At 38.5% G+C, this 23,699-nt stretch carries 21 protein-coding genes; 9 read left to right on the forward strand and 12 right to left on the reverse strand.

Translation table 11 applies throughout. From position 1 onward, the window contains the following. The first annotated feature begins 382 nt into the window (after positions 1-382). Complete coding sequence (locus tag ACG916_RS18400) at positions 383-997, forward strand: hypothetical protein (protein ID WP_419327600.1); 615 nt, start codon at positions 383-385, stop codon at positions 995-997. Positions 998-999: 2 nt separating this feature from the next. Here the strand turns inward: ACG916_RS18400 and ACG916_RS18405 are convergent, their stop codons facing one another. Next, entirely contained in the window at positions 1,000-1,608 is a 609-nt protein-coding gene (locus tag ACG916_RS18405; protein ID WP_419327601.1) for a hypothetical protein, read from the reverse strand. 155 nt (positions 1,609-1,763) lie between these two features. Here ACG916_RS18405 and ACG916_RS18410 point away from each other — a divergent pair, with 155 nt between their 5' ends. Both ACG916_RS18410 and ACG916_RS18415 read left to right on the forward strand, forming a co-directional pair. Beyond that, positions 1,764-2,606: an SDR family NAD(P)-dependent oxidoreductase gene (locus ACG916_RS18410; RefSeq protein ID WP_419327602.1), complete on the forward strand. Its 843-nt coding sequence runs from the start codon at positions 1,764-1,766 to the stop codon at positions 2,604-2,606. A gap of 57 nt (positions 2,607-2,663) precedes the next feature. Beyond that, on the forward strand, positions 2,664-3,032 hold the full coding sequence (locus ACG916_RS18415; protein ID WP_419327603.1) for an endonuclease domain-containing protein: 369 nt from the start codon (positions 2,664-2,666) through the stop codon (positions 3,030-3,032). Positions 3,033-3,496: 464 nt separating this feature from the next. Here ACG916_RS18415 and ACG916_RS18420 read toward each other — a convergent pair whose 3' ends face one another. Together ACG916_RS18420 and ACG916_RS18425 are read right to left on the reverse strand one after the other, a co-directional pair. Beyond that, positions 3,497-3,931 (reverse strand): SMI1/KNR4 family protein, encoded by a 435-nt coding sequence (locus tag ACG916_RS18420; protein ID WP_336952801.1) that lies wholly within the window; start codon positions 3,929-3,931, stop codon positions 3,497-3,499. A 69-nt stretch (positions 3,932-4,000) separates the two neighbouring features. Next, positions 4,001-6,895, reverse strand: coding sequence for a valine--tRNA ligase (locus tag ACG916_RS18425; RefSeq protein ID WP_419327604.1), 2,895 nt, complete (start codon positions 6,893-6,895; stop codon positions 4,001-4,003). Between the two features lie 349 nt (positions 6,896-7,244). On the opposite strand from ACG916_RS18425, the gene ACG916_RS18430 reads away from it, so the two are divergent. The 3 genes from ACG916_RS18430 (at position 7,245) to ACG916_RS18440 (ending at position 9,684) form a co-directional block, all read left to right on the forward strand. Next, on the forward strand, positions 7,245-7,940 hold the full coding sequence (locus tag ACG916_RS18430; RefSeq protein ID WP_004722586.1) for a hypothetical protein: 696 nt from the start codon (positions 7,245-7,247) through the stop codon (positions 7,938-7,940). 80 nt (positions 7,941-8,020) lie between these two features. Next, on the forward strand, positions 8,021-8,818 hold the full coding sequence (locus tag ACG916_RS18435; RefSeq protein ID WP_419327605.1) for an SDR family NAD(P)-dependent oxidoreductase: 798 nt from the start codon (positions 8,021-8,023) through the stop codon (positions 8,816-8,818). Positions 8,819-8,916: 98 nt separating this feature from the next. Continuing rightward, on the forward strand, positions 8,917-9,684 hold the full coding sequence (locus tag ACG916_RS18440; RefSeq protein ID WP_419327606.1) for a PA3715 family protein: 768 nt from the start codon (positions 8,917-8,919) through the stop codon (positions 9,682-9,684). 155 nt (positions 9,685-9,839) lie between these two features. Here the strand turns inward: ACG916_RS18440 and ACG916_RS18445 are convergent, their stop codons facing one another. The 9 genes from ACG916_RS18445 to sdsA all read right to left on the reverse strand — a co-directional run bounded on the left by ACG916_RS18445 (position 9,840) and on the right by sdsA (position 21,675). After that, positions 9,840-10,871 carry an agmatine deiminase family protein gene (locus tag ACG916_RS18445; RefSeq protein WP_419327607.1) on the reverse strand — a complete coding sequence of 344 codons (1,032 nt, stop codon included), beginning with the start codon at positions 10,869-10,871 and terminating at the stop codon, positions 9,840-9,842. A gap of 160 nt (positions 10,872-11,031) precedes the next feature. Then, positions 11,032-11,460 (reverse strand): YbjQ family protein, encoded by a 429-nt coding sequence (locus tag ACG916_RS18450; RefSeq protein WP_056514420.1) that lies wholly within the window; start codon positions 11,458-11,460, stop codon positions 11,032-11,034. A 9-nt stretch (positions 11,461-11,469) separates the two neighbouring features. Further along, complete coding sequence (locus ACG916_RS18455) at positions 11,470-11,820, reverse strand: YbjQ family protein (RefSeq protein ID WP_336952796.1); 351 nt, start codon at positions 11,818-11,820, stop codon at positions 11,470-11,472. Positions 11,821-11,923: 103 nt separating this feature from the next. Further along, entirely contained in the window at positions 11,924-13,384 is a 1,461-nt protein-coding gene (gene adeK, locus ACG916_RS18460; protein WP_336952986.1) for a multidrug efflux RND transporter AdeIJK outer membrane channel subunit AdeK, read from the reverse strand. Beyond that, positions 13,384-16,563 carry a multidrug efflux RND transporter permease subunit AdeJ gene (gene adeJ / locus ACG916_RS18465; protein WP_336952795.1) on the reverse strand — a complete coding sequence of 1,060 codons (3,180 nt, stop codon included), beginning with the start codon at positions 16,561-16,563 and terminating at the stop codon, positions 13,384-13,386. Before adeJ ends, adeK begins: the two co-directional genes overlap by 1 nt. Before the next feature lie 13 nt (positions 16,564-16,576). Then, positions 16,577-17,833, reverse strand: a complete 1,257-nt coding sequence (locus ACG916_RS18470) for an efflux RND transporter periplasmic adaptor subunit (RefSeq protein WP_336952794.1) — start codon at positions 17,831-17,833, stop codon at positions 16,577-16,579. Beyond that, entirely contained in the window at positions 17,833-18,471 is a 639-nt protein-coding gene (locus ACG916_RS18475) for a phosphatase PAP2 family protein (protein WP_336952793.1), read from the reverse strand. Before ACG916_RS18475 ends, ACG916_RS18470 begins: the two co-directional genes overlap by 1 nt. Before the next feature lie 150 nt (positions 18,472-18,621). Beyond that, positions 18,622-20,676: a site-specific recombinase gene (locus tag ACG916_RS18480; protein WP_336952792.1), complete on the reverse strand. Its 2,055-nt coding sequence runs from the start codon at positions 20,674-20,676 to the stop codon at positions 18,622-18,624. A 15-nt stretch (positions 20,677-20,691) separates the two neighbouring features. After that, positions 20,692-21,675 (reverse strand): All-trans-nonaprenyl-diphosphate synthase, encoded by a 984-nt coding sequence (gene sdsA, locus ACG916_RS18485; protein WP_336952791.1) that lies wholly within the window; start codon positions 21,673-21,675, stop codon positions 20,692-20,694. Between the two features lie 430 nt (positions 21,676-22,105). Between sdsA and rplU the strand changes: the two genes are divergently transcribed. The 3 genes from rplU to lolA all read left to right on the forward strand — a co-directional run bounded on the left by rplU (position 22,106) and on the right by lolA (position 23,638). After that, on the forward strand, positions 22,106-22,417 hold the full coding sequence (gene rplU / locus ACG916_RS18490; protein WP_004722561.1) for a 50S ribosomal protein L21: 312 nt from the start codon (positions 22,106-22,108) through the stop codon (positions 22,415-22,417). Between the two features lie 19 nt (positions 22,418-22,436). After that, positions 22,437-22,691 carry a 50S ribosomal protein L27 gene (rpmA, locus tag ACG916_RS18495; protein ID WP_004722560.1) on the forward strand — a complete coding sequence of 85 codons (255 nt, stop codon included), beginning with the start codon at positions 22,437-22,439 and terminating at the stop codon, positions 22,689-22,691. Between the two features lie 251 nt (positions 22,692-22,942). Next, positions 22,943-23,638, forward strand: a complete 696-nt coding sequence (lolA, locus tag ACG916_RS18500) for an outer membrane lipoprotein periplasmic chaperone LolA (RefSeq protein WP_004722558.1) — start codon at positions 22,943-22,945, stop codon at positions 23,636-23,638. Positions 23,639-23,699: the final 61 nt, after the last annotated feature.

A 23,699-nucleotide genomic window follows, 5' to 3' on the forward strand; every position in this document is an offset into this window, starting at 1 on the left:
TTGAAATTTTTGACCGTTCCATTGATTGGTTTTTTGAAACTTTGCATTTTAAAAAATTTGTATGGCCGTTTTCTCAAGTACTTGCGGAGTCGCTGCATAATTAAGCGAGCCCAAAAATAGTGATAGAACACTACTGTTGAATATTATTATATTTTTCATCATCATATCGTTTTTTTTGTGATTGAATTATCTGTATTTTAAAATATGTATTTTATCAAGCTTTTGTATTCATCTTCTGGTTTAATCAACATCTTGGGGATATCTGAGTTATATTATTATAAATTTCAAATGGTTGGTCTTTTATTGAGTGTTTTAATGAGTTGAAAATAAATGTTTAAGATAAAATCAATTTGCGATTAAACAATTAATGACGTGTACAAAAATGATGGTGTCTAAAACATATTCCAATTTTTTAGTGTATTTAATAGCATTCTTTGGCCTCTGTCTATTTGCTGAATCAGTGAGTGCGCAGTCCAATCAATATAAAATCTATAGATCTAAAGTGTTGCAGTGTGGAGAAGCAACTTTTCAAGTTATTTCGCAATGTGATGATTCTAACGAAGGTGCAGAGTCAGGTAGTGCGGGTCCTTTTCGAGCATCATGTTTATCGAGTCAATTAGCGGTAAACTGGAAAGGTCAGCAAAAGATACTGAATTTTCCCATGACAACAGCACAGCAAAAGAAAATATTAGCAAGTAAAGGCTATGCTTTAAAACCTGAGATCAAAGTAGGGGATTGGTCACCACAAAGTTTAGCTTGTGGTCAGGCTGCTGGTATTGCGGGGCATTTTGTAGTGGTCAATCAGGCGACCACCAACGATATTAATCAAGAATATCACGGCAAAGGTTCATTGAGTGATGAACCCATTTTGCTGAATTTAAACGGGACTTTTACCAGTGAAACACTTAAAGTAAAAATCTATGCTTTATTCAAACAAGACCAAGTAAAGATTTCTAAAGTGATTGGGGCAAATGCGATTTTTGCGGATGAAAAATAGATTTAACAGAGATAAATCCGTTTAATTTTATCATCTGTTAAGAAGAAAGCAGATGCAGCACAGGTTTCTTCGAGGACACTGACTGAAACACCATTACCCTTAAACTTTAAATAATGTTTAGGGTCAATCTGTTCGTTAGCAATAATATCGCCATTTTTTCCAAAGCGATATTCTTCATCGACATAGATATTTGTTTTAGGCGCGACTTCGAACTTAGCAAAAATATCTAAATCATCACCTTCTTCATTATTTTGATAATAATAAACTTTATCACTGTCCGAAATACGGAATTCAAACAGATATTTCATGCCCTTTTTATTGGGATTCTTTAAGACTTGGAAAGCATCTCGTTTTCCATCTCCATCAAAATCGATGAGTAATGGCTTTTTGAGATATGTCGTACCGACTAAATAACCTTGAGGGAGCAGTGTTGGATTATTGACGAGGTGGTCTGGCTCAGGATGAGCAGCAATCTCAATAGGTTCTACTGTGGTTTCAGTTGATTGGGGGCTTTCTTGTTTGGTTGGCTTGCTTTCAGTTGATGTGCTGGGCTTCTCATGACAGCCAATAAGAAAAATAAGGGTGATGCATAATAAGATTTTGTTTTTCATAGAATTTGAATCATTCAATGATTTTGAATGTTGAAGATTCTATCTTAAAAATTGATTTTTTGATGCTCAATGTCCTAAATTGGAGATATCATCGTGTGTTTTATCACATGCCAGTTTGCTGTCCATACTGATTTATCACCACAATGGGGAATATTTTGAACGCATCAAATTCTGATCAAGCTTCATCAGTCGTGATTACAGGAGGTACACGTGGAATTGGTTTTGCTTTGGCAGAAGCTTTTTTAAAGTTAGGTTGGTCTGTGATGATTTCGGCACGAAATGCACAACAGTTAAATCAAGTTGTTGCAGGCTTTGCGCAACGCTATGCACCAAATCGAATTTATGGGGTGACCTGTGATGTGGTTCAATATGAAGATTTACACAACTTATGGGAAGAAACAGTTTTAAGATTTGGTCAGGTCAATGTTTGGATTAACAATGCCGGTACCTGTAATGCAGCAAGAGCATTTACCGAGATTGCTAGCTCAGACTTGGAAAGTGTAATCAAAACTAATGTGCTTGGTTCGATGTTGGGTTCGCAAGTGGCTTTAAAAGGAATGATGCAGCAAGGTTTTGGGCAAATTTTTAATATGGAAGGTTGGGGTAGTCGTGGTGAATGGAGTGCGGGGATGACGCCTTATGCAACCAGTAAACGAGCAGTTGCTTATCTGAATCATGCTTTAAATAAAGAAACCAAAAATAGTAATATTTTGATTGGAACGCTCAGCCCCGGAATGGTGGCAACAGATTTATTGATTTCTTCTTGGCAACAAGGTGAAGTTAAAAACTGGCATAAAATGAAATGGTTATTTATGTTTGTGATTGACCCACCTGAGCAAGTGTGTGGTTATTTGGCACAACGCATCAGTAAGAATAAGAAGAGCAATGCGCGTATTGTCTGGATGACACCGTGGCGTTTGTTGCTTCGATTTTTCCAACCTTATTATTGGAAAAGAAATCCTGTAGAGGGGACAGCTTTGGATCAGCTTAAGGAATAGTGGTTTTATGGAAGTCCCCTCTCCCCTTGGGAGAGGGTTAGGGTGAGGGAAAATAAAATGAAGCTAAACCCCAAATTATTAAAATACGCTAAATCTATGCGACACGATGCCACAAATGGGAAACATCTTATGTGGCAACTTTTACGAGCTCAACGATTTATGAATTTAAAGTTTCGTCGTCAGCATGTGATTGAGCCTTATATCATCGATTTTTTCAGTCATGAATTGGGTTTAGTGGTTGAGTTGGATGGTGGGCAACATAATACAGATGTGGGCGTAGCTTATGATAATGGAAGAACTCAGTTTTTAGAGGCTTTGGGGCTTAAAGTTATTCGTTATTGGAATGATGATGTATTGAATCGCAGTGAGGTGGTATTGGCGGATTTATGGAATATCTGTATTGAGTTGAAAGACACCTCTCCCTAACCCTCTCCTGAAAAGAGAGGGAATCTCTTTGTGTATCGAATAACTATTCAATTCTCAAAGAGTGTTTCTTCCACATTTTAGGGAAGATTGAGGTTGTGGAATTTATGCACACATTTTTAGTTACTTCTCTTTAACCCGCTGCTGAAAGGAGAGGGAGCTTCATTGTGTATCGAATAATTATTAAACTCTCAAAGAGTGTCTCTGCCACATTTTTGGGAAGATTGAGGTTGTGGAGTTTATGCAAATATTTTAAGTCATTTCTCTTTAATTCTCTGTTGAAAGGAGAGAAACCTATTGTGTATCAAATAACGATAAAATTAGTAATGGAAGTCCCCTCTCCCTGTGGGAGAGGGCTAGGGTGAGGGTAATTTTTGAAAAATTAGAGTGTATCAATTCGCTTTATTTTGATAACTAATCTTTAAGTTAAATGGATATGAAATTGTTGAATGCTGTACGGAAAAACATCATCGATCAAGTATTTCTAAATCATCTTTCATTATGAGTAAAATAAACTCTTCAAAACTATTACAAACCTTATTATGCGTATTACAGATTTCATAAATGCCTAATTCATTGCCATATTCGTCTAGTTTTACTGCATACGCGGTAATCCAGAGTAAGAACTCAGAGAATACAAAGCAATTTGCATGAGGAAAGTTTTCAATCCCTTTTAAATCTTTTACAGGTCTAAATTCAGCTAAAGTAAAAAATGAAAATCCTTCATTATTACAATTCATCTCACCTGAACCATTACAAAGTGTAAAATACGCTTTCAAAATTTGCGGAAGCTTGAGCTTATATTGTTGTTCAAATTGTTCGACCTCAATCAAGGTTGCAGGTTCTTTGATTTCTAAATTTTGCTTTAATAGATATTCTTTAAATTCTTCTATAATATTCATTATTTTACTCAAAAAAAGAAGGAAGCATAATTAAGCTTCCTTCTTTAGAGGCAAAATTGCAAGCTTAGCTTAAAGCGCCGCAATCTGCTCCATATTGGCTTTAATCTTAGCTAACTGATCTACAAATTCAGCAAGTTTAACCTTTTCACCTTCAACAACCGCAGCAGGTGCTTTAGCCACAAAGCCTTCATTTGCAAGTTTAGAAGCAATTTGGTCATGCTGTTTTTGAACCTTGTCTAAGTCTTTTTGCAAGCGAGCAAGTTCTGCTTTTGGATCAATCAAGCCTTTCATTGGTACAAATACAGACACATGACCAACAACAGAAGATGAAGATAATGGTGGTTGCTCAGCTTCGGTTAAGAAGGTAATGCTTTCAACTTTAGCCAATGCTTTAAACAATGGTTCAATACGTGCAATCTGTGCTTTTTCAGCATCAGTCGCGTTTTGAAGCAATACAGGCAATAAACGTGCATTACCTAAGCCCATTTCACCACGAATATTACGTACAGCACCAATCAAGCCTTGTAACCCAAGCATATCTGCTTCAGCCTGTTCATTGACACGTTCAGGGTTAGGAACAGGGTACGGCGCAAGCATGATGGTTTCACCATCAATACCAATCATTGGTGCCAGGGTCTGCCAAATTTCTTCAGTTAAGAATGGCATGATTGGATGTGCAAGACGTAAAGACGCTTCCATTACAGAAAGAAGGACACGACGAACTTCTGCTTTACGCTCAGTCGATACTTTTTCATCATTTAGTACTGGTTTGGTCAGTTCTACATACCAGTCACAGTATTCATTCCAGATGAACTCATAAATTGCTTGAGCAGCTAAATCTAAACGGTAGGTTGCAAACGCTTGTTGAACGGCAGCTTCCGCTTTTTGTAAACGGCTGACAATCCATTGTTCAGGAAGTTCCCAAAGATCTTGACGGATTTCCTGACCAATTGGCTGTTGTTCACAGTTCATCATCACGAAACGGGTTGCGTTCCAGATTTTGTTGGCAAAGTTACGATAGCCTTCAACACGTTTCATATCGAACTTAATGTCACGTCCAGTATTGGCAAGTGCACAGAAAGTAAAACGAACCGCATCTGTACCGTAAGCTTGAATACCTTCAGGGAATTCTTTACGTGTAGATTTCTCAATTTTTGGTGCATCTTTAGGGTTCATTAAACCAGTGGTACGTTTTTGTACTAAGGTTTCAAGATCTACACCATCAATCAAATCTAATGGGTCGAGTACGTTCCCTTTAGATTTAGACATTTTTTGACCTTCACCGTCACGAACCAAACCATGTACATATACAGTTTTAAATGGAACTTGCGGTGTACCATCTTCATTTTTCATGAAGTGCATGGTCATCATGATCATTCGGGCAACCCAGAAGAAAATGATGTCAAAACCAGTAACCAATACATCCGTTGGATGGAATGTATTTAAGAAATAGTTTTCTTTATCTTTTGCTTCATCTCCGGTCCAACCCAGTGTAGAGAATGTCCAAAGACCTGAAGAGAACCATGTATCCAGTACATCTTCATCTTGGTTTAATTCAATATCAGCAGTGATATTGTTTTTTTCACGAACTTCTTCTTCAGAACGACCAACATAAATGTTGCCTTCTGCATCGTACCAAGCTGGGATACGGTGACCCCACCACAATTGACGAGAAATACACCAGTCTTGAATGTTGTTCATCCAAGCCATATACATATTGCTGTATTGTTCAGGCACAAATTTGATATCGCCGTCTTTTACTGCTTTGATTGCAGGCTCTGCAAGAGGCGCAATCTTGACATACCATTGGTCGGTCAATAATGGTTCAATGATCACACCTGAACGGTCACCACGTGGTGGTTTCAGCGTATACGGTTGAATTTGGTCTAACCAACCTTCAGCTTCAGCTTGTGCAACCAATTTTTTGCGTGCAGCAAAGCGCTCTAAACCAATATAGTCAGCTGGTGCTGGGATGGTTTTAGAAATCGCTTCGCCAGCTTTTGCGATAAACTCAAAATCAGCTAAAACTTCGGCATTTTTGTTGAAAATGTTGATGATTGCGAGTTCACAACGTTTGCCCACTTCATAGTCATTGAAGTCATGTGCAGGGGTGATTTTTACACAGCCTGTACCGAATTCTTTATCAACATATTCATCTTTAACAATTGCAACCGCACGACCCGTAATTGGTAAGATAATATTTTTACCAACAAGATGTGCATAGCGTTCGTCATCTGGAGCAACTGCAACCGCAGTATCACCCAGTAATGTTTCTGGACGGGTTGTTGCAACCACTAAATAATCGTGACCGTCTTGAGTACGTAGAGACTTATCTTCAAAGAAGTATTTGAAGTGCCACAATGAACCTTGTTCTTCTTTATCTGATTCAACTTCTAGGTCTGAAAGTGCAGTTTGTAGTTTAGGATCCCAGTTTACCAAGCGTTTGCCACGGTAAATCAAACCTTGTTCATGCAGTTTTACAAATACTTCCTTAACAGCATTTGACAGGCCATCATCCATGGTGAAACGTTCACGTGACCAATCTACAGATGAGCCAAGACGACGAATTTGACGGGTAATTGTGCCGCCAGATTGTTCTTTCCATTCCCAAATTTTGTCGATGAACTTTTCACGGCCTAAGTCATGACGACTAATATCTTGAGCTGCCAATTGACGCTCAACCACCATTTGAGTTGCAATACCCGCATGGTCAGTACCCGGTTGCCATAAAGTATTTTTGCCTGACATTCGGTTGTAACGTGTCAAGGCATCCATGATGGCATTGTTAAAACCATGACCCATGTGCAAGCTACCTGTGACGTTCGGTGGCGGAATCATGATACAGAATGAATCGCCTTTACGAGACGGTTGGAAATAACCTTTCTCTTCCCAAGTCTTGTACCATTTTTTCTCGATCTCGGTAGGATCGTAGGTTGTAGCAATATTTTGCGCTGAATCAGTCATAGTAAAAACAGATCAAAAGTAAGTAAAAAATTGCATTCATTGTAGCAAATATTCATTAGGAATGTTGATTCCTGTTATGGCATATTTATCTTGAATTGAATGCAGCAATCAAAACATGAGAATACAAGATGCATTTGTGGTTTTTATCGATCTTAAATATGACAAATGTTGGATATTGTGGGGTTTTAACTGAGTCATATTTACAAATGCGTGTTTTAGATATTTGATTTGTTGAGAGTATTTGTGATTGAAATTCAACAAATAGCAGTGGTTAAAGACAATGCAAGATATTTCAAGTTTTGCTAAGATCAAAATTGAATAGGACAAAACAACAAAAGGACACATAACAATGCAGTATAAAATCGATTTATTGATTAAACAGCAAACGTACCAAGAGTTAAAAAGCATTACCCAAAGTTTGAATCATGGTGAAAAAAGAGATCTAGCAAAACAATTAGGTAATGTCTTTACGGAAATGTCATGCCAAGTGCTGGATCAGGTTTTTGGAACCTTACTTGATGAACAACGTAAAAATGATGCACTAGATGCAACAGGGAAGAAAAAGCTCAAAGAAGCTGAACAGATTTTTGATCAGATTGAAGGGGCATTAAAAAAATATATGCCGTGGTCAATTTCCTTTTTTAGTAATGATCGTCTAAAGCCTGTGGCAAACCATATTCTTAAAAAGTTTGAAGATTCAGATGCAACTGAAGTGGTGATGTATTACCAATTAGACCGTAGCTTAGGGCAAGAAGCGACCAGCAATATTCAAAAGGTCATTCAAGGGGATACCAGTGCTTTGCCTGTGACACTAAAAAATTTGGTTAAAATTATTGACCTCGGTGTATCAGAATTTATCCGTGACCCTAAGACTTTGTTAAAATTTAACTTTGTGGTCGATAAAACCTTAAATGGTGTGATTAATATGATCACCAGTACTGGCTATAAACGCTTAGAAAAAGTTGGCGATGAATACAATCCTCGCAATGTAGAAAAGGCGCAACATTATGCAGAACATTTTAAAAAGTTTTTAGTTGAAGGTTAGTTTTTAAAAGCAAATCACTTGATTGATTTGGTGGGTCACGTGGTCTAATATTTATTCACCATATTCAAGAGCATAATAAAATGGAAAGCTTAGAAGGAAAGGTGGTTTGGATTACAGGCGCATCTTCAGGGATTGGTAAAGCCTTGGCTGCTGAATGTGCTTTACAAGGTGCACAAGTGGTTTTAAGTGCAAGACGTTTAGAAGAACTTGAAAAAGTTCGTATAAGTCTTCTTAACCCAGATCATCATATTTCTGTGGCAATGGATATTACCGATGAAGCACAAGTACGCCATGCATATGAACAAGTCTTAGATGAGAAAGGGCGTATTGATTGGTTGATCAACAATGCGGGTTTAAGCCAAAGGGCACTGATTACTGATACCACAATGCAAACTGAACGTGCGATTATGGAAATTGATTACTTCTCTCAAGTGTTTTTGACCAAATTGGTTTTACCAACCTTTTTAGCTCAAAAATCTGGGCGAATTGCGTATATTTCTAGCGTTGCGGGCTTATTGGGGACGCAATATCGGGCATCTTACTCTGCAGCAAAAGCAGCGATTCATATGTGGGCAAACAGTTTACGCGCAGAAGTGGCACAAGATGGTGTTAATGTTTCTGTTATTTTCCCTGGTTTTGTAAAAACCAATGTATCTTTCAATGCCTTAAATGGTGCAGGAAAAGCACAGGCACATCAGGATGAAGCCATTGAAAATGGATTAGAAGCTGATGATTTTGCGCAGAAAACAGTTTCTGCTTTATTAAAAGGTCAAGAATATATTGTCGTGGGTGGGCGTAAAGAGAAATTGGGTGTGTTGGTTTCTCGTCTATCACCATCGACACTTTATAAAATGATTCGCAAAATGAAAGTAAAGTGATTGAAAATTCATAAATTTTATGTGTATTGATGGCGTTTATACATTGTATAAGCGCTTTTTCTTAATATGTTCCGTCTCTATCTATAAGCACAAAATCCATGTTAAACCTAATGAAAATAATATTTAAAATCATCAGTCTACAATTCATATTGATCAGTGCGGTTTATGCAAATATTTGTGATGATACTCAAGTTGTCGCACAAATATTGAAGCAGGCTAAAATTGTAAAGGTTGAACAGTCTTTAATCGACTGTAAACTCGATCCGGTCGATAATTCAAATATGATCATGGCCTATGCCCAATGGATTCCTGTAAAAGGAAATGCAGAAGAAAGGGATTATGCTTTAGACTTATTTAAGTTTAATCCAAAAAATTTAAAGGTGATTTATCACTATGCTGTTGCTGAACGCATGGTTTCGGACGCAATTAGCTTAAATTCTATTGAGCTGGATACTGCAAATTATAAAGTCACTGATTCAAATAGAGCTTTGGGTCTAAGATTAAATTACTCAGGTCACTCACAGCCCTTTCCTTTTTCTATGCAACTTTTAAATTTATATGACCTTAAAAATAAAAAACAAATTCTGGACAGTTTGATTGTGACACGTAATCGGGCAGAAGTAGATATGCATTGTAATGCAGATATTGAAGAACGCGCTTCTACCTTAGTCATGCAGTCAACCCAAACCAAGAAATATACGGATATTTTGGTCAATAGCAAAATTAAACGCTACCAGACGCAAGTGATAAACGAGGATTGCCAAGAATTTAATCATCACTCATCGCAACAACGGTTTGTTTTAAAATTTGATAGGAAAAAATATCAATTTCCTAAAAGTTTTAAAGATGAATATCAGTACCGATAGGCAGTACAGTACAAGAGTATCAATAAAATTAAGTCATTGCAGCGTAATGCTGATTATTCAACATCCATCTTCTCGTTAGCGAAAAAAATAGCAGTGAGCTAAAAGATGAATGCTTTTAGAATAACAGGATATTTGAAAGGGTAAAAATCGAATGCTTAATGTATTTTATTGAAGTAGTTTAATAATAATTCAGCATTTTTGCCTCTTAATTGCCATGACATACAGCGCACTCCACCCCCCATATGGCACACCTGTGCAGAGTGAATTGGGATGACTGTTCGTTTGGTTAGACGACGAATTTGCTGTAATGCCAGTGCATCTTGTTTAATACCAAATTGCGGAAAATAAATACGCTCAGGCGTAACCAGCATATTGGTATATAAACCACAAGCTGAACCAAATTTTTCATCATAGATCTCACTGCCATCATAAGGTGTGGTGATTTCATGAATTTTGATATTTGGAATACCGCGTTTTAAATCAATTTTTAACTGTTTGGCGTATTCGGGATCTTCAGGATAAGTGTTAATCACTAACGTATTCTGATCTATAAAGCTCACCACGCCATCCGCATGTTCTAAGCCACCTTGTTCATCCGCTTCAATAAATGCAATATGTTTAGCACCTGTCAAACGGATCAGCTGTGCTCTTGCTTGGGTTTCGGTTAAATGATTGTCAGCTAAGAACTTGGTGCTTAACACAGCATTGCCATAGCCATCTTCAACCCAATTACCACCATCATTGAGCAGTTGGGTCTGGGTAAATTTTAAGCCAGCCTTTTGACTATAGGCTTTAAAGTCTGATTGAACATCATCAGAGATGGCTTGAGCCTTTTTGGTTCCACCTTGTCCTGCTGCGGTATAACGAAAAAGAACAGGTTGATTGGGATTGGCACTACTAAAATCACGCATCCAAATATCTTGCATAGGCGCAATAGTGACATGCTGTTTACCGAGTGCTTTAACATAATCAGGGTAAAGTTGTTGATCCGTTAAGATCATCACATTGTCACCATTTTGAATAATTTTCTTTGCATAATCGACGTGGAAATCAAAGATATCATCGATTTTTTCTGCATAGTACTTATCTTGACTTTGTGGCGAAGCCAATACAATCAATTCTGCATTTATTGTGAATGGAAGCATAGACAGTAATCCGATACTTATTTTAAGTGCTAAAGCTTTCATGATGTCTAACCTGTTCATGAAGTTAAGATTTTTTCATTTTTGTTATGGTTTAGATATTCCCAGATCTTTACATCACCGGAATACAAAACCAGACAGTCCAACAGCGATTATGTATTCTGATGAAAAAATCATGATGATTATTTAAAAAAGAGGAGTGAGATTAAGTTGCTGTTCCATAGGCAAAGACTTCAACCATTCCACCTTGCATACCGAGTTCAGTGGTACTTAAACGTAAGCCCATAATATGCGTTGCTCCAATATTTTCAGCTTCCTGTTTTAATCTAACAATTGCTTCGCGACGTGCGCGATCGACGACACTCTCATAGGTGGTTAAACGACCACCAAAGAAGTTCTGAATTTGCGCGATAATATATTTAAAATAATCATGTGAAATGACCACATTACTACTGATGAGTTGTCCATGCTTTTCAGAGACTTGGAACTTATTGGTATCAATCCGAATATGAGCAAGCCGTTGTTCATTGTCTGCCAATTCTTTTAAATGCTTTTGTTCGATAAAACGTCCAAACCCCCAGCCAATAAAAAACAGAACCAGTGTGAGCCCAATTTTAAAAATTAAACCATCCATCTGTTTCGCCTATTTTGAAAATGGATCAGGAAGTTGTGTCGTGGTCGGTTCAACAATGACTGCAGTACCATAAACAAAAAGTTCTGAAGCACCTTGTGCAATATTAGAGGTAGAAAAACGGATACCGACAATTGCATTGGCACCTAAACCACGTGCTTTTTCAATCATACGATTCATGGCTTCTTGACGCGATTCTTCTAATAATTCGGTATAGCCTTTGAGTTCACCACCGACAATATTTTTTAGACCAGCCATAAAGTCACGTCCGACATGTTTGCTGCGGACTGTGCTTCCATAAACGACATCAAGCTGTTGCTTTATTACATGGGCTGGAATAGTTTCTAAATTACTGAGTTTCATTTTAAATATTCATTGATGATGTCTTACTTTAAACATAGGAAATTATCCACTAAAAAGCAATAAAAAAAGCCCACCGAAGTGAGCTTAGATCATCAAATTGATATTAACTGACTTTTTTATCTTTTGAATGATATTTCAATTCAGATGAAGAGGCCGGTTGTGCAATTTGATCCGCAGTGTTGGCTTTTAAACCACCACCCAGTGTTTTATAGACTTCTACCTGATTGTTTAAGTTCGCTTGCTCTAATAGCAATAAACCTTGTTCAGCAGAGTAAGAGGTACGTTGTGCATCTAATACAGATAAGAAACTATCAATACCTGCACGGAAGCGAGCATTTGAAAGTTTATACGTTGTATTGGTCGCATCAACTAAACGTTTTTGAGCAGAAAGACGATCACCAATATTTTGGCGAGTCGCTAATGCATCATTAACTTCACGGAAAGCAGATTGAATTGATTTTTCATAGTCAGATAATGCAATTTGTTGATCTGTTTCTGAAATTTTAATATTTGCTCTACGTGTACCCCAATCCCATAAAGGAATATCAAGACTAGGGCCTAAAGACCAAACGAATGCACCTGATTTAAATAAATCACTTAAATCAGTAGATGCATAACCCGCAGAACCCGTCAAACTGATTGTTGGGAACAAGCGTGCTTTCGCAGCACCAATATTCGCGCCAGCAGCAGAAAGCTGATATTCAGCTGCTTTTACGTCTGGGCGATTGTTGAGCAAATCACTTGGTAATCCTGATGCAAACACAGCATTCGAGGTAATACGCGTCACACGTTGTGTAGGCAATAAATTGTCAGGAACTGATTGTCCAACAAGTAGATTCAATAAGTTCTGAGCTTGGGCAATTTGAGTCTTATAATTGGCAACATCATTACGTGCGGTTTCAACAGAAATTTGAGCCTGACGAACAGGAACTTCACTGTCGATCCCAACATCAAAACGTTTTTTGTTGAGGTTATAAGAATCAAGTTGAGCTTTTAATGTTTGGTCAGCAAGTTTAAGTTGCGCATTGGCAAATGAATAATTTAACCAAGCTTGAGCAACTTGACCAATTAAGCTGATTTGCGTTGCATCACGGGCACTCGCGGTCGATAAATAAGTATCAAGAGCATTGTCTTTTAAACTTTTTACACGGCCCCAGAAGTCTAACTCATAAGCAGTTACACCGAGACCAACATTATAACGTGTTTGAGCACCAACACCTTGATCTTGACGTAAAAGACCACCACTTGCACCAATCGTTGGTAACTGATTGTTTTCAGTGATTTGATAAGCTTGTTGAGCACGTTGAATGTTCAATGTTGCTGTACGTAAATCACGGTTATTGGCTAAAGCAAGATCAATTACTTGAAGTAAGCGTTGATCTGCAAAAAACTCTTTATAACCTTGTTCAGCAATAGATGTACCAGTGTTATTTTGAATATAACCTGTTGGTATGTTTGCTTGAGCTACGGGTTCTGGGCCACGCATGCTTTGACAAGCTGTCAAAGCAAGCGCAAGTGCAGATACCGCAATGCTACGACCTGAAATAGACCATACTTTCTGCATCACGATTTATGCTCCTGAATATTTTGATTTTTAGGTTTGTACTTAAAGATACTACGAATCCATACGAAGAACACAGGAATAAAGAAGATACCTAAAAGTGTTGAGCTAATTACACCACCCAATACACCATAACCAACTGAGTGTTGGCTACCGGCACCTGCACCGCTTGATAAAGCAAGTGGCAATACACCGAAACCGAACGCTAAAGTTGTCATGATAATTGGACGTAAACGCATTTTTGCAGCATGCAATGTCGCTTCAAACAATTCTTCGCCTTGTTCTTGCAACTCTTTTGCAAACTCTACAATCAAAATCGCATTTTTTGCAGACAAACCGATGACTGCAACGATCGCGACTTGGAAATAGATGTTAAATGATAAGTTAGGATCACCTTTGATGACCATTCCCAACCACGTTAAAGTAAATGCACCAATAACACCTAAAGGTACTACTAATAATACTGAAACAGGGATTGACCAACTTTCATATAAAGCTGAAAGGCAAAGGAATACAATAAGCAGAGAAAGAATCAAAAGCGGAACAGTTTGGCTACCAGATTCACGTTCCTCTAAAGATAGACCAGTCCACTCATAGTCGAAACCTGTTAAGCCCATAGATGGTAACTTACCAATAATTTCTTCCATAGCCATCATGGCATCTCCCGAACTTACGCCCGGTGCTGGTGTACCTTGAATGTTTGCAGAAGCTACACCGTTATAACGTTCTAAACGAGGTGAACCATAAGTCCATTGGCCTGTTGCAAATGCAGAGAATGGAACCATAGTGCCGCTATTATTACGTACATACCATTTGTTTAAGTCTTCAGGCATCATGCGAGCACTTGATTCGCCTTGAACATAGACTTTTTTCACACGACCACGGTCTACGAAGTCATTGATATAAGAACCACCCCAAGCCATGCTCATGGTCGAATTAATATCCGCAATACTAACCCCCATTGCACCCGCTTGCGCTTGGTCAACGTTGATTTGATATTGAGGTGTATCTTCTTGTCCATTTGGACGAACACCAGCAAGACGTTTGTCTTGTGCAGCCATGCCTAAAACAGCATTACGTGCAGCAACTAGCTTCTCGTGACCTTGACCACTTGCATCTTTTAACTGAATATCAAAACCTGATGAAACACCTAATTCTGGCATTGCTGGTAATTGCAATGGCATGATGTACGATGCATCTTTGACAATCATATTTAGTGCCATACCACGTTGAATAATGGCACCAATTTGTGATTCAGGTGTTGTACGTTCACTCCAGTCTTTCAGTTTCATAAATGCTAAACCAGCATTTTGCCCGACACCAGTAAATGAGAAGCCAGAAACTGTAAAGATAGTATCTACATTGGCTTTTTCCTCATTTAAGAAGTAATTGGTCATGGTGGTGATGACTTTATCTGTCCGTTCAAGGCTGGCGCTTGGTGGTAATTGAACAAGCGTCATAACCATGCCTTGATCTTCTTCTGGTAGGAAAGAAGAGGGGAGCATTTTATACAGTCCGACTAAAGCAACAATCACAGCAACGTAGATCACACCAGAGAAGATCTTATGATGGGTCATACGATTGACACCACCTTGATATTTCTCAGCTACTTTATCAAAGCTACGGTTAAACCAACGGAAGAAACGCGCAAAAATGTTATTGCTTGGTTCTTTATTTGGATCATGCTGTTTTAACAATGTCGCACAAAGAGCAGGGGTAAAGGTTAAAGCAACGATTAATGATAAAACCATCGCTGTAACCAGCGTGATCGAGAACTGACGGTAAATTACACCTGTAGTACCACCGAAGAATGCCATTGGCACAAATACAGCAGTCAATACACTGGTAATACCTACTAAAGCACCTGAAATTTGTTTCATCGACTTTTCAGTGGCTTCAACTGGACCCGTATGTTCTTCTTGCATCACACGTTCGACGTTCTCAACCACAACAATTGCATCATCGACCAAGAGACCAATCGCGAGCACCATGGCGAACATAGTTAAGGTGTTGATTGAGAAGCCAAAAATATTAATAACTGCAAATGTACCCAGTACAACCACAGGAACAGCCATTGTTGGGATAATCGTTGCACGCCAGTTCTGTAAGAATAAGAACATCACGAAGAATACAAGAACGATTGCCTCAATTAAGGTATGTACCACACTTTCAATTGAAAGCTTGATAAATGGTGTAGTGTCATAAGCAAGCTTATCTTTTAGACCATCTGGGTAGTTTTTACGTAGCTCAGTAAGACGTTTTTCTACAGCAGCCGCTGTATCAAGTGCATTTGCACCTGTTGCCAGTTTAATTGCTACACCGCCAGCAGGCTTACCATTAAATTTAGAATCAAATTGATAGTTATCTGAGCCTAGTTCTACACGAGCAACATCACTTAAACGAACCTGAGCACCAGAAGCAGTGTTTTTCAGGAAGATATTTTTAAATTGTTCAGGAGTTGTCAGCATGCTTTGTGCATTGACAGTCGCGTTAAGAACTTGACCTTGGATCGCTGGTGCACCACCCAATTGACCTACAGCTACTTGTGAGTTTTGCGCACGAATAGCAGCAGCAATGTCACTTGGTGTCACTTGCAAACTGGTCATTTTAGCTGGGTCTAGCCAAATACGCATTGCATATTGACCACCAAAGACTTGAATTTCACCTACACCTGCAACACGACTGAGTGGTTCAGAAATATTTGAGTTTACATAGTCTTTAATGTCAGCCCCAGAAAGACTGCCATCTGGCGAATAAAATGCAAGTACTTGCATGAAACTTGCGCCAGATTTGGTCACTTTTATCCCTTGACGTTGTACATCTTCGGGTAAAAGTGCGGTCGCTGACTGTAATTTGTTTTGTACTTGAACTTGTGCAATGTCTGGATCAATACCTTGTTCAAAATTCAAGTTGATTGATGCCTGACCATTACCCGCACTGTTCGATGAGATATAACGTAAACCATCTAGACCATTCATTTGTTGTTCAATGATCTGAGTTACTGTGTTCTCAACAGTTTGTGCCGAAGCTCCAGGATAAGTTGCAGCAATTGTCACCACAGGAGGGGCAATTGTTGGATATTGAGCAACAGGCATTTTTGTTAGCGTAAGAATACCCGCCAACATAATCACCAGTGCAATCACCCATGCAAAAATAGGGCGATGAATAAAAAATTGAGCCATATTCGTCTACCCCTTATGCATTTGAAGTAGCTTTTTGTTCACTAGACTTATTTTGTTGAACAGGTTGTGCTGCTGTACCTGGTTTAGCACCTGCTTGTGGTGCAGCCGCTTGAGGTTGATACGGTTTAGCAACAACTTCTTGTTCTGGTTTTACTTTGGCAATCCCATCTACAATCACTTTATCGCCTGTGTTTAGACCTTGAGTGACAATCCAATCTTTACCTTGAACACCTACAGTCGTTACAGGACGGCTTTCTACTACACCTTTTGCATTTACAATCATCGCGATCGCTTGACCGGTTGGTGTGCGTGTAATTGCAGCTTGTGGAACTAAGTAAGCATTTGGAATTAAGCCTTGTACGATTTGCGCATTGGCAAACATACCTGGCAATAATAAATGGTTAGGATTTGAGAAGACTGCACGTAAAGTCACAGAACCAGTACTTGGATCTACACTTGCATCAGAAAATGCAAGATTTCCTTCCACACCGTAGTAGCTACCATCCTCAAGTTTTAGACGAACTTTGGTATTGTTGCTACGATCAATACTACCTTGACTTAATTGTTGACGTAGACGTAATAGCTCAGCACTTGATTGGCTGATGTCTACATAAATTGGGTCAAGTTGCTGAATCGTGACCAGAGCATTGGCTTGGTTTGCAGTGACTAAAGCGCCAGCAGTGACTGAAGAACGACCAGATTGACCTGATATAGGCGAACGAACTGTCGAATAACCTAGGTCAATTTGCGCATTTTTAACAGCAGCGTTTGATGCTGAAATATCTGCTTCTGCAAGTTTGATTTGAGCAAGTAAATCATCATATTCTTGCTTAGAAACAGCATTGATGCCGACAAGTTGACGATAACGATTTGCTTTAACTTGCAATGCATTTAAATTTGCTTGCTGACGTACTAAAGCTGCTTTTGCACTGTCTAAGTTTGCACGATTGATGCTTGAGTCAATCTCATAAAGAGGTTGACCTTCACGAACAAAACTGCCTTCAGTAAACAAACGTTTTAAAATAACACCATTTGTTTGTGGGCGAACATCAGAGATTTGATACGCTGAAGTACGACCTGAAAGTTCAACAGTTTGTTCTACGCTTTGTGGCTGAGCAACAATGACACCAACTTCAGTCGGCGGCATTTTTTGGGCAGCACCACCAGCTTGTTGTGCTGATTTAGGATCTTTGCTGCAGCCTACAAGTGCAATACTTGTTGCGAGAGCACAAGCAGTAAGGGCAGGGGCCCAAAGCTTTGCCGACATCATTATTCCACCTCGTTTAGATTTTTATCTAAAAATAATTTGTTCTGTCTTAACGTTTCTCGTGACAGTATGAGCCATAAAATAGCAGCCCATATGACACCTATACCCCATCCAGTGAGTACATCAGTTGGGAAATGTGCACCTAGATAAACTCTAGATCCCCCCATGCTTAGAAACCATAAAAAGCCCCCTAAGCTAATCCATTTAGCTTGGCGATGCTTTTGAAATATAAACATAATCGAACAGCAGACAATAGCAGCATAAATACTGTGGGCACTAGGAAATGAAGCACCATAGGTTTGCACCATTTGGTAGATTTCATCAGGTCTTGGACGATTGACTAGATATTTAATAATCCAACCAATTGCCGAAGCACCAAGTAGACCAATGCTGATCATCAGTACATTCGCATATTGTTTGAGGCGTATGAAATATAAATTGCATAGCCCTGCGATCACAATCATTGACGGTAAGCCGCCCAGATAGGATAGGGTAAGTGCTAAACCATTTAAGACCTCTAAACGGTGTGTACTCATCCATACAACGCTTGAAAAATCAAATTGTTGTATCTGGTTAATGTTTAAACCAACACTCCCAATAAGTAAACCTATACAGCCAATAAGGAGCAATACATAAGGCATAAGATAACCTAGAGTATATAAATTGCGTACGTTAAGTTTATTTAATGCACTGAAGTGTACTAGCCAGTACACTTTTTTTCAATTTAGGTAATTTATACTAATTTCTTTTTGTGAAATATTTAACAATTTGCACAAAAATTAACAAAAAGCTTAGTGATTTAGTTTGTTTTGTGAGTTTGCCTCATCTTCCAGTTGTAACGGTTGCTTTGGGGGCCAAAAGAAATCTAAAGGACGGGTAGAAAAATGGGTAAATATAAGTTTTGCCAATGGTTTCCATTGCGAAAAACGAACTTGTCTTGCTCGAAGTGCCACAATAATGGTGAGGGTGAAACTGACAAATAAGTTGGTTAAACCAATACACAACACGCCAAGGAAAGACACAATAATGAGACCAATATCAGGTGAGCCATTGATGGTCATTAAGCCTTGAATAAAGTTGGCAGCAGCAAAAGCAATATGACGGATATCTAATGGTAAGCCTAAAATAAACCCAATTGTTCCCATACTTCCAAGCATAATACCAAAGATAAAATTACCTGCTAAAGCACCCAAGTTTCTTTCTATATAGTCTGCAAATTTTTCCAACCTTGCTTGTCCCATTATTTTTTTCAATTTCATATGGGCTTTTAAACGAGGACCGACTTTTCGATAGACTGACATATTGTCAAAATATCCAGCGATTAATCCCGATAAAAATAAACAAACACCAGCGATTGCTGCATGTGGTATTGCTAGTGAGGTAAATGGATTTAGACTGGCGAGTAAGGTTGTCGCTTTCGCATGGGTTAAAAGTGGTTCATGCATCGAAAGTTGCCATAGATACGTTATTAAAGCTGCAGTTGGAATTGCAATCGAAATATTTCCCAGAATTGCAATAAACTGCGTCCGAATAATATTAATAATCAGTCCTGCAAGTTCAGCAATTTGTGCTGTTTTTGAACCTTTTTGGTGCTGAACTGTTGATGCTAGTGCGGCTGCAGTCATTGCTGGTTGCTTTGTTGCTACAGTAAAGTGCAAAACATGAATCAGTATAAAACCCAATGAATAATTCATGCTGTAAAGAAAAGCATGCATAAATGGTGCAAGAACTAAACGTGCTGTCAGTATTTTAAGTGTTGCCATGGTGGCAATAATCGCACCTGCACCTGCAGCTGCTTTATACATGCCAAAGAAACCTTTCTTATCGGTACTGACATAATGTTCGCCCGTCTTACTTGCATTTTCAGTGACTTGTAGTGCAATCAATTCACTATTAGTTTTGAGTAAATCACGTACACTGGTTTCACTATAGTGTGCATTGACTAAATCGGTGAGTAATTCGCCACAGAGTTGATAACGAATTTGATCATCTTCTACAAGTAAGTTGAGAAGCAGTTCAATTCGATCAATACATTGTTCTAGTAGCGATAATAAATAAGTCAAACTTAAGCTAACACCAATCCGTTTAATTGCTCGACGGATTTTTAATACCACATCGCGGCATTGTTCAATCATAACCAAAGCTTGATCTGCATCTGGAGCTATACCAATAGCAAGCTCATCTTCATCTTGATGCTGCTTCTTATACGCTTCTATAAATTCAACTATTTCACGATTTTGAACTAAAAAAGGAGATTCATATTCCTGAAGTTCTGGGTAAGCATTGATAAATTCAGGATACAGACCAATACCACTGATTCGATAAGAAAGTACTGTGATGGCTTTAACAATGTCGCGTTTAATTCCCAATTTATCGTTTTTATAACGATGACCTTGATTCAATAAGCGGAATAGTTGTTCCCATTTCTTTTCACTTATATTTTCCAGCCAATACTTATCGCTACGTTGATGAAACACTTTGCCGACCAAATCTTTGAGATCTGATTCGTCTTTTAATAAAGGTAGAAAATGTGCGCCGATACGTTGTCCAAGCTGATTCCAGAAACCGTCTAAGGATAAAATCCCACTATCTGCATATAATCCTGCTTGTTTATAGTGGTTAACCAGTTTTAGTAAGTAACCTTGAAACGCAGATGATGCATTTGGTGTGATTAAGAGTGCTTGAAGTAACTCCTCAAATTTATTTTGACTTTCTTCTAAATTGTGGCTGTCAGTAGGTCTGATACGATTGATTAATTCAATTAATATATCAGGATTGGGAACAACTTTTATGCTATCAAGTTGTTCCTGCATAAGGAGGAAAAGATCATTAAATTGTATATGCATAAGCCTTGTTAAATTTTATTGAATTCGATGTAAGGCAAGTTGCGCTAAATTATACAATGCCTGGCGATACTCAGATTCAGGTAAATGATTTAAAGCCTGAATCGCAGCATGAGTTTCTTCTGTTGCACGGCGACTACAGTAATCTAAAGCACCTGAGGTCTGAACAATTTGAATCACCCGATCCAAATCGCTTGTTCCTCCAGTTGCAATACTTTTACGGATAATCTCGTGCTCTTCACCTTGGGTATTTGCTAAGGCTGAGATTAAAGGTAAAGTGGGTTTACCTTCCATTAAATCATCACCAATATTTTTACCTAATGTTTCAGCATCAGAAGTGTAATCTAAAATATCGTCAATAATTTGGAAGGCATTGCCAAAATGGCCAGCAAATAAGCGTAAAGATTCACGATATTCAGGTTTCCCAGCAAGGATTGCAGCACCTTCAGTTGCAAGTTCAAATAAACGAGATGTTTTACCGTGAATAATATCTAAATATGTTTGTTCAGTTGTTTCAGGTTGATGTTGGGCTTGGAGTTGTAACACTTCGCCTTCAGCGATTTCACAAGTGCCAGTTGAAAAGTCTTTTAACAAAATCATATTGTCTAGATCGACAAGAAGATCGAAAGCCCGAGAAATAAGAAAATCCCCAACCAATACCGCAGTTTGGTTGTTCCAAGTCGCGTTAGCAGTTGGACGACCACGACGTAAACCAGATTCATCGACCACATCATCATGCACTAGTGTTGCAGTGTGTAACATTTCTATGATGGCTGCCAGTTTACGATAAGGCTCCATCTGTAGGTCTGTTGCACCACATGCTTTTGCTGCAAGTAGGCACATAATTGGACGCATCCGTTTACCACCAGCTTCAACAACATGTTTACTGACCGCCATTACTAAAGCAACTTTTGAGGTAATCCCTTCATTAATAAACTTGTCCATTGCAGCAAAGTCGGTTGCAACTGGAGCGAGAATATCTTGCTTAAAGTCGATGGTCATCGGGTGGGAGCCTCATGCAAATGCGTTATAAGTTGCTAGTGTAACAATTAACATGTCTCAATGTTGCTTTTGAAAGCAGACATCGTGCCTGAATCTTAATGATTTGTTCCTCCTTTGTCCAAAGATGAATAAAGCATTTAACATTCAATAGATCATTCTTTTGAGCTACATAGTAGCGGATTTGTTTTAAAAATCTATTTCAATTTTAGCTGGATCTTAAAAAAAAATTCATATTATCAAAGGGAGAATCTTAAAAAAATGAATATATGCAGATTATTTTCTATACAATGCTAATATTTGCTGGAAATGACTTGTTGTTTAATTCATTATCACTTAAAATCTTTGCCCTTGAATAACCCCCAGTGGCGTTCGTCTTAAGATCGGTATATTCCTTTATCGGCACGACGACACGGGTCAGTTGGAGTACGTTATGTACGCAGTAATCCAAAGCGGTGGTAAACAGCACCGTGTTGTTGAGGGTGAAACCCTTAAAGTAGAATTGTTGAAAGCTGAAACTGGCGCGACTATTACATTTGATGATGTATTAATGGTTGTGAATGGCGAAAGTATTCAAATCGGTGCTCCAGTTGTAGCTGGCGCAAAAGTAACTGCAGAAGTGGTTGGTCACGGTCGTCATGACAAAATTCGTATTGTTAAAATGCGTCGTCGTAAGCACTACCGTAAACAACAAGGTCACCGTCAATGGTTTACCGAGTTGAAAATTACTACGATCGCAGGTTAATCACTAGGAGTATATAGACATGGCAACTAAAAAAGCCGGTGGTTCGACCAAAAACGGTCGTGATTCGAATCCTAAAATGTTAGGTGTTAAAATGTACGGTGGTCAAGCTGTGACTGCTGGTAACATTATCGTTCGTCAACGTGGTACAGAATTCCACGCGGGTACAAATGTTGGTATGGGTCGTGACCATACTTTATTTGCTACTGCTGACGGCGTAATCAAATTTGAAGTGAAAGGTCAATTTGGCCGTCGCTATGTATCTGTTGAAGCGTAAGTTTTAATAGTGCAAAAAAGCCCGCTTTATTGCGGGTTTTTTTATCAGTTTTTTTAGCATTAAAGAAAAAACCATCTTCATCATGATGAATAATTTTCAACATATTGCACCAATAACAATACAAAACTTCTTATTTTCTCAATTATTACTGACTCAATTTGGTTTAAGATAAGCAATCTAATAAATTACATTCTGTGCCAAATATTATCTGAATATTTTAATTGAGGTGCAGACATAGAAAAGGTGGACATATGAATATGCTTCGTAAAACGATGGGTGCAGTGGCTATAAGTGCAGCGCTGTTTGCACCTGTAATGAGCACAACAGTTTTTGCAGCAACTGCTGCTTCGGAGCAACAAGCAACCGCAAATCTGGTTAAACAACTCAGTGGTGTAAAAAGCTTTACTGCAAATTTTGAGCAAACCACAAAAGCGACTCAAACAGGTAAAGTTGCACAGAAAAAGGGTTTAACCGCTCAACATATGAATCAAACTTTTAAAGGTACAATGAAGGTTGAGCGCCCTGGTAAATTCTATTGGGAAACCACGACACCCGCGAAACAGACTATTGTGACTGCAGGTCGTACAGTGTGGATTTATGATCCTGACTTACAGCAGGCTGTACGCCAAAGTTTAGATGAGCAGGTTGCCAATACACCGGCATTACTACTCAGTGGTAATACCGAGCAAATTCAAAAGGCTTATCGTATTACTCAGCCAAATGCAGGTAAAACTTACTATACCTTGTATCCAAAACAAAAAGATGGTGCTTTCCAAAGCTTGACGATTAGTTTTGGGGCGAAAAATGCACCGACTTTAATGATCTTGCAAGATTCTTTAGGTCAAACAACCACTGTGCGTTTTAACAATGTACAGGTCAATGCGGCTATCCCAGCATCTACCTTTAATTTTGTGCCACCTAAAGGTACAGATATCATAGATCAATAAACGATTTTAAGTGAATAGAAGAGCAACCATAAGGTTGCTTTTTTTATGCCAATTAAACAGA

Origin of the sequence: Acinetobacter legionensis, assembly GCF_048552295.1 — a bacterium.
Lineage (GTDB): Bacteria > Pseudomonadota > Gammaproteobacteria > Pseudomonadales > Moraxellaceae > Acinetobacter.